At 69.0% G+C, this 6,848-nt stretch carries 5 protein-coding genes and 1 pseudogene; 1 reads left to right on the top strand and 5 read right to left on the bottom strand.

What is annotated here, in order from left to right; translation table 11 throughout:
- Positions 1 to 1,126: L-seryl-tRNA(Sec) selenium transferase (gene selA, locus FJV41_RS47180; RefSeq protein ID WP_438616787.1), on the bottom strand; the 1,126-nt coding region annotated here is incomplete at its 3' end.
- Positions 1,127 to 1,278: 152 nt separating this feature from the next.
- Positions 1,279 to 1,788 (bottom strand): GNAT family N-acetyltransferase, encoded by a 510-nt coding sequence (locus tag FJV41_RS47175; protein WP_141649184.1) that lies wholly within the window; start codon positions 1,786 to 1,788, stop codon positions 1,279 to 1,281.
- A 90-nt stretch (positions 1,789 to 1,878) separates the two neighbouring features.
- Here FJV41_RS47175 and FJV41_RS47170 point away from each other — a divergent pair, with 90 nt between their 5' ends.
- Positions 1,879 to 2,217: a tellurite resistance TerB family protein gene (locus FJV41_RS47170; RefSeq protein WP_141649183.1), complete on the top strand. Its 339-nt coding sequence runs from the start codon at positions 1,879 to 1,881 to the stop codon at positions 2,215 to 2,217.
- Positions 2,218 to 2,272: 55 nt separating this feature from the next.
- Here FJV41_RS47170 and FJV41_RS47165 read toward each other — a convergent pair whose 3' ends face one another.
- The 3 genes and pseudogenes from FJV41_RS47165 to FJV41_RS52875 all read right to left on the bottom strand — a co-directional run.
- Positions 2,273 to 2,812: a hypothetical protein gene (locus tag FJV41_RS47165; RefSeq protein ID WP_141649182.1), complete on the bottom strand. Its 540-nt coding sequence runs from the start codon at positions 2,810 to 2,812 to the stop codon at positions 2,273 to 2,275.
- A gap of 284 nt (positions 2,813 to 3,096) precedes the next feature.
- Entirely contained in the window at positions 3,097 to 6,078 is a 2,982-nt protein-coding gene (locus tag FJV41_RS47160; protein WP_141649181.1) for a CBM96 family carbohydrate-binding protein, read from the bottom strand.
- Positions 6,079 to 6,215: 137 nt separating this feature from the next.
- Positions 6,216 to 6,848: pseudogene (locus FJV41_RS52875) on the bottom strand (DUF7594 domain-containing protein); the annotation flags it as partial.

Genomic DNA, 6,848 nt, shown 5'->3' with positions numbered 1-6,848 from the left:
GTCCCACCACCCCGTCCACCCGGGCACTCACACCCTGTTCGGCCAGCAACGCCTGGAGCCGCAGCGCCCGTGCGCGCAGCTCCTCGGACGACTGGGCAAGCAGTCTGTAGGTGGGCACGGCCTCCGGCCTGCCGTCCCGGTACAGCTCCAACGTGGCCTCCAGCGCGGCCACCGTCAGCTTGTCCACACGCAACGCCCGCGTCAGCGGATGCGCCTTGATGCGCGACACCAGCGCGGAACGTCCCACCACCACGCCCGCCTGCGGCCCGCCCAGCAGCTTGTCCCCGGAGAACGCCACCACGTCCGCCCCCGCGGCCACGACTCCGGGCACCGTGGGCTCCTGGCTCAAGCCCTCCCCCGCCATGGGCACCAGCGCCCCCGAGCCCAGGTCCTGGAACACGGGCACGCCGCGCTGCCGCCCGAGCGCGGACAGCTCCGCCACGCTCGCCTCCTCCGTGAAGCCCACCACCGCGAAGTTGGAGCGGTGCACCTTCAGCAACAGCCCCGTCTCCGCGCCCACCACGCTCGCGTAGTCCGCCACGCGCGTGCGGTTCGTGGTCCCCACCTCCACCAGCTTCGCCCCCGACTGACGCATGACGTCCGGCACGCGGAAGCCACCGCCAATCTCCACCAGCTCCCCGCGCGACACGATGCACTCGCGACCACCCGCCAGCGCGGCCAGCACCAGCAACACGGCCCCCGCGCAGTTGTTGACGACGAGCGCATCCTCCGCGCCGGTCAACTGACGCAACAGCCCCACCACCGGCGCATACCGGCTGCCGCGCTCGCCTTCGTCCAGGTCGTATTCGAGGTTCGAGTACCCTCGCGCCACCTCCGCCACCCGTGCCACCGCCTCGGGCGCGAGCGGCGCGCGACCCAGGTTGGTGTGCAGCACCACGCCCGTCGCGTTCAGCACGGGACGCAGGCCCGGCGTGGCCAGCGTGCTCAGCGCCTCGCCCACGTCCGCGTCCTCGAAGGAGCGCGGCTCACCCTGGAGCAGCCGGGCCCGCGCGCGCTCCACGGCCAACCTCAGCGCGGACACGGCCCTGGCCCTGGGGACACCCGCAAGCAGCGGCTCCAGCGAAGGCCGCCGCAGGAGCTGCTCGATGGAGGGGAGGGCGCGCAAGAGCGCGTTCTTCCCACCGTCTACATTGTTCGACGGGGGTCCCACGTCTCCGAGTCTAGGAGACGTGGCACCCAATCTCCAAACGACGGGGAGGTGTCAGGCAGGTGACGGCCCGCTCGCGCCCGGGTGCCGCGCGGTGCTCCGCGCTCGACTCAGGGGGGCGTCAGGTACAGGCTGATTTCCTCGGTCGCCCCAGGCAGCCGGATGTGCTTCTCGAACCGCAGCCCCAGCCGCGACAGCACCTTGATGGAGCTGGCGTTGTCGTTCGAGACGATGGCCGCGATGCGCTTCAAGCCGAAGTCGCGCAACCCGTGAGCGAGCGTGGCGGAGACAGCCTCCTGGGCGTAGCCCTGCCCCCAATACGCGGGCAGCAGCGCATAGCCGATGTCCACGTGCTCCAGCGAGTCGCGCTTGAGCAGGCCACACATCCCCAGCGGCGCGCCGTCCGACTTGCGCTCCACCAGGTACAGGCCGAAGCCATGGCGCTCGTACGACACCTGGGGGCCGTTGCGGATGTAGCCCCACGCGTCCTCGAGCGTCTTCACACCCCGGTCGCCAATGAAGCGCAGCCACGCTGGCTCATTCACCAACACCAGGATGAAGGGCGCATCCGCCTGCGTCACCCTGCGCAGGACGAGCCGCTCCGTCTCCAGGACTTTCATGCGAAGATCTCCTCGGAAAGCCCGAGGCAGCCCTGGACGGAAGTGTCCAGACACGTCAGCCTGCGAGCCACCTTGGAGGATGTACCACGGATGTCCACCCCCTCGAGCCCCGACTCCCGGTTCCAGATTGAAGTCCTCAAGCTGCTGCTCCAGGTCGCCAGTGGCGACGAGGGCGTGAGCCGCCAGGAAATCGACCACATCATGGATACCGCGCGAGGCATGAGCGTGCCGTTGCCGGAGCTGGCCGAGCTGGCGAAGTGCCTCCAGAACGGAATCCCACTGCCCGCCCCCAACCTGGGAGTCCTCCGCTCCAATCCCCAGGCGGTCGTCGAGGCGACGCACGCCCTCATCTCCAGCGATGGCCACATCCATCCGAGTGAAATCGAGATGCTGCGGCAGATTCGCGAGATGCTCGGTGTCGCGGGCTGACTGAGCGTGGACGCGGGCCGGGAGGAGCGCTCCCGGCACCGTGTCCGTCCAGCGACTACGCGTCGACTTCGTCGACTTCCAGCTCGCTGCCCGCGCCACTCAACAGCTCCAGCAGCTCCGCCGCGCCGCCCTCGCTGTCCTTCAGCGAGGTGAGCTTGCCGCCGCCGAGGAACTGCATGATGAACTGCTTGCGCATCTCGCAGCGTCCGCCCTGAATCTCGCCCAGGACGGTCAACGTGTTCGGCTCGCCCTCGCCGACAATCTGGTCGGCGACGTGGCAGTTGCCCAGCACGAGCACGATGGAGTGCAGCTCCGCCGTGCCGACCTTCAGGTCGCCGAGGACGAGCAGGCCGCCGGGGCCCTTCACCACCAGGGTCTCCACGTCCATGTCACCCGTCACGACGACACAATCGCGTGTCTCCAGCGTGCGCGACTGGGCCGTCAACTCTTCGTGGAGTTCGATGCCGGTTCGCAGCATCGCGGAGATGTCGACGGGGGCCGCGAGCAGCGCGTCCTCGTCCAGCGCGGTCAGTCTCTCGTCCGCGGCTGCAAGTGCATCGGCGTGGTCCTGGAGCTTCTTGGGGAGCTGAGTCATGTCTACCGTCGTGAATACCCCAGATCAGGCCGGGAGGAAGCCACCATCGACGGCGAGTGTGGCCCTCGTCACGAATCCGGCCCCCCGGGCACGCGGTTGGAGCGTCGCGAAGGTGACTTCCTCCTCGGTGGCCATGCGACCCATCGGGTGCTCCGCCACCAGCGAGGGGACCACCGCCTCGGCCTGACGGGGTCCAGGGGGACAGGCACGACCCACTCCGTCGCGAGGAAGCCCGGGGGCGCCCGGCCCCCAAGCCTCGCGGTAGGATTTTCCGCTGGGGCCGCTCAGGGCCGGAGCTTGACGTGCAGCAGGTCCAGCCGGCGCAGGCGGGGCGTGTACCAGGTCCCATCCAGCTCGAAGGGCGCGGTCAGGGTTCCCGTCGCGATGACCCCGTCACCCACGGGCGCCAGGTGGAGACCCGACTGGAGAGGATCCAACACGCGCACCCAGCGCGTCGCCAGACTGGGAGCGAAGCCCGCCAGCGTGGGGCGGTCGGGTGCCACGTCCTCGGGGAACCCCACGGAGCCGAGCCCCAACAGGCGACCCCACCCGGACTGAGCCGTCGTGATGTTGCCCGACGCGTCCACGACGAGCGAGCCGAAGCTCAGGCTGCGGCCCCTGTCGTCCTGGAACCGCCTTAGCGCCACCTCCGCGCCCGTCGCGCTCAGCCGCCCCAACAGGGCATCGCGCTGTCCGTCGTAGAAGTCGTCCGGCTCCAGGCTCGCGTAGGACGTGCCCGCGAAGGTGAAGCGACCGTCGAAGTTCCCCGTGAAGGCCACGCTCCCGTCCGGAAGGACGCCCACCTCCAGCACATCCGCGTAGTGGCCGTAGGTCGTGAGCAGCAGCCAGGCCCACAGCGGCGCACCGCTCACGCTCCACCGCGCCACGAACGGGCCCTGGCCGGTGATTGCGCCCGCTCCGAAGTCGGTGCCCTGGGCCGCCCAGCCACCGACGGTGACGTTCTCCTGGGCGTCCACGGCCACGCTCACCGCCTGGGTGCCACGCAGCGACTGCCCGGCCAGCACCCGCGCCCACTGGTAGGCACCGTCCCACTGGACCTTCAGGACGAAGGAGTTGGGGCCCTCGTCGTCATAGGGGCGCGGCTTGCCGGAGTAGACAGGCCCGGCTCCGAAGTCGGCATGCCCCCAGAAGCCGCCCGTCACCACGGCGCTGCCATGCGCGTCCGTCGCCAGGTCGTACACGGGGATGATGTTGTCCTCGGGGCCGTCCTCTCCCTGGCTCCAGGACCGGTAGCCCCGCGTCCAGTCCACCGCGCCCGTGGGCGTGAGCTTCAGCAGGAACATGCCCTGCCCCTGTGGCAGCGGGCCCTTGCCCAGGTCAGGTGCGCCGGAGTACTCGCCCGTGGCGAGCACGTTGCCCAGGGTGGTCACCGCCACCTTCCTGAAGGTGACCCCCGGGTGCGCGAACTCGCGCGTCCACGCAACGCCGCCGTCCGCGCGGTGGAGCGTGACGACGTCCGTCTCCGCTCCCGAATACGGCCCATCCTGCGTCTGCTCCACCGCGCTGAGCACGGCGAAGCCACCATCCGGCACGGGGGCTGTGTGAATCGCGCGCTCCGCCTCGGGACGGTTTGACTGCTTCACCCAAGTGGTGGTCCCCGCCGGCTGCGTGCCTCGGTACGAGCAGAACGGCGCGCTCTCCGTGACGACGACCAGGCGGGGCGCGGCGTCCAGAATCTGCTCCCTCGACGCATCTACCGACGCGAAGCTCAGACCGTCGTTCGAGGAGGGATACAGCTGGAAGGCATGGCGGCCCGAGGTGGTGACGATGGCCGTCACGTCGTACTCCACCCACTCGTCCTTCTTCACCGCCCACGCGTCGGCGAGGACTTCATTGACGAAGGGCGGAGGGTGAGACCAGGTGGTCTCCTTCGGGTCGAACGGAACGGACTTGAGGAGTCGGGGCGCGCGGTCCGAGGCCTCCAGCGCATACAACTGGAGCAATACGCGGCGCACCTGTCCCGGCGGCAACTGCACGTCGAAGTCGAGGTAGCTGTAGAACCCTGGCTGCGTGTCCACCTTCAGCGACGCCTCGCGGTGGAACGTCGTGTCCGGACGGTACTGGTCGATATAGGTGTCGTGCAGCGGGTAGAGGGTCGTCGAGACAATCTCCCGACGCGTCAGGCACGCATCCCCCGGCGCCGTGCGGGACGCACCCGTCCAGACGAGGAGCTGAGGCCCGGGCACGGAGGAGGACTCCCGGGAGACGAACGTCACCGGGGTGGTCGAGTTCCCATACAACCCGAACGAGACGTCGCCATTGCCTCGCACCAGGTCCGTCACGTCGTATTCCACGGTGCCGAGGGGCGAGAGGAACGGAACATAGGACAGCACTCCGCCCACCCGCTGCGGGCGCGTGTTCCAGGTGACGCTCGATTCATTCCAGCCCCCCTGAATCGCATACACGGAGGGACCTCCCGCCGTGCCCTCGTCGGAGACGTTCAAACGCAGAATCGCGCGTTGGACGGTCTCCGTCAGGCCTTGCACCGAGAAGCGCAGATACGCCTCGCGCTTCTGGCCGTTGTCCACCCACAGCTTCCGCGACGTGCCTCCGGCCGAGGAGCCCGGCGCGGCCTCGGAGACATACGTGTCGGCGCTCGCGTTGAAGAGCGTGGGCGGCCCCGACACCGGGAGCGGCGTGGGACGGTGCGGAGGATGGTCCTCCGCCGACTCGACGGTGAGGACGAGCTGGGGACGCAGCGCGGCGTTTGGATGTTCGCTCGACGCAATCGTCACTCCATCCGTGCTGTCGGGCCGCAGGTGGACGTCGGTATAGGCGTTCTGGGAGATGTGCAGGTCGGAGATATCCAGCTCAATCCAGGTGCCGCTCGTCACTGCGCCGGCGCTGGCGAGGATGTTGTTGGCCGGGGGTGGACGTGTGTTCCACGTCGTCAGCTCGTTCCAGTTGCGTCCATCCAACCGGGGGTCATGCGCGGTGGGCCCATCCGACGATCCATCCAACGCGTAGACCCGCAGCCGCGCCGTCGTCAGCGTCCCCTCGAACGGGGTGATGAGGAAGCGCAGGTACGCCTCCGACTCTGGAGACCGGTCCACCTCCATCGTCGGTGACGACCCGAAGCTCGTCGTCGGTGACATCGCCACCACGTGCGTGTCCGCCGCCGCGATGATCGTCACCGTCTGTGTATTGAGTTCGTCACGCCGCTGGCCGTCCGGGGCCACATCCCGCGTGGAAGCAGACACTTCACCCTGGGAACTCCCACACCCACCCAGGAGTGCGAGCGCCATTCCCAGACTCCAACCCACCACTCCGCCTGTCACGTATCTCACGTCATCTCTCCTTCGGGTCCAGCCAGGACGATGCGTGAGCAACAGGTGCGCCAATCCAGCTGTCCGTTGGAAGTCTCGCGGCGTGCCCGCACCGCTCAAGGTCGGAGCTTGAAGTGCAGCAGGTCCGAGCGACGCTCGCGGGGCGCGTACCAGGTGCCCTCCAGTTCGAAGGGCGTCTTGAGGTCCGCGGTCACCACGAGGCCATCACTCACCGGAGACAGGAGAAGCTGCGACTGGAGCGGATCGAACACCCGAACCCAGCGCGGCCGCAGGTCGACGCCGAAGCCCGCCACCGTCGGGCGCAACGACGCGCCCTCTTCCGTCGGACCGACGTCCCCGAGCCCCAGCCTGCTTCCACCTCCAAGCTGCGACGTCACGACGTTCCCCGATGCATCCACCACCAGGTCATGGAAGTCGACGTCCTGGAGCTGCCTCAGCGTCACCTCGTCGCCCGTCGCGCTCAGGCGGCCCAGCATCGTGTCGCGCGGCCCGCCATCGTATTCGTCCGGCTCCCGGCTCGCGTACTCCTGCCCGGCGAACGTGAAGCGGCCTCCGAAGTTCCCCGTGAAGACGACGCCGCCGTCGGGCAACAACGCCAGCGTGGACAGCCCACTGAAATAGACCGGGATGACCCGGGACCAGACAGGTGCACCGCTCGCATCCCAGCGCGCCACGAAGGCGCCGTTCTGGGTGATGGCACCCGCTCCGAAGTCCGTGCCCTGCCCCGC

This window comes from Myxococcus llanfairpwllgwyngyllgogerychwyrndrobwllllantysiliogogogochensis (genome assembly GCF_006636215.1).
Classification (GTDB): Bacteria; Myxococcota; Myxococcia; order Myxococcales; family Myxococcaceae; genus Myxococcus; species Myxococcus llanfairpwllgwyngyllgogerychwyrndrobwllllantysiliogogogochensis.
The sequence above is the reverse complement of the archived record's forward strand: the minus strand, read 5'-3'. Positions and strand labels throughout refer to the sequence as shown.

Bases quoted from the DNA above. Each gene is read 5' to 3' on its own strand.
- FJV41_RS47175 (WP_141649184.1), bottom strand. From the start codon at position 1,788: ATGAAAGTCCTGGAGACGGAGCGGCTCGTCCTGCGCAGGGTGACGCAG.
- FJV41_RS47160 (WP_141649181.1), bottom strand. From the start codon at position 6,078: ATGGCGCTCGCACTCCTGGGTGGGTGTGGGAGTTCCCAGGGTGAAGTG.
- FJV41_RS47170 (WP_141649183.1), top strand. From the start codon at position 1,879: ATGTCCACCCCCTCGAGCCCCGACTCCCGGTTCCAGATTGAAGTCCTC.
- FJV41_RS47165 (WP_141649182.1), bottom strand. From the start codon at position 2,812: ATGACTCAGCTCCCCAAGAAGCTCCAGGACCACGCCGATGCACTTGCA.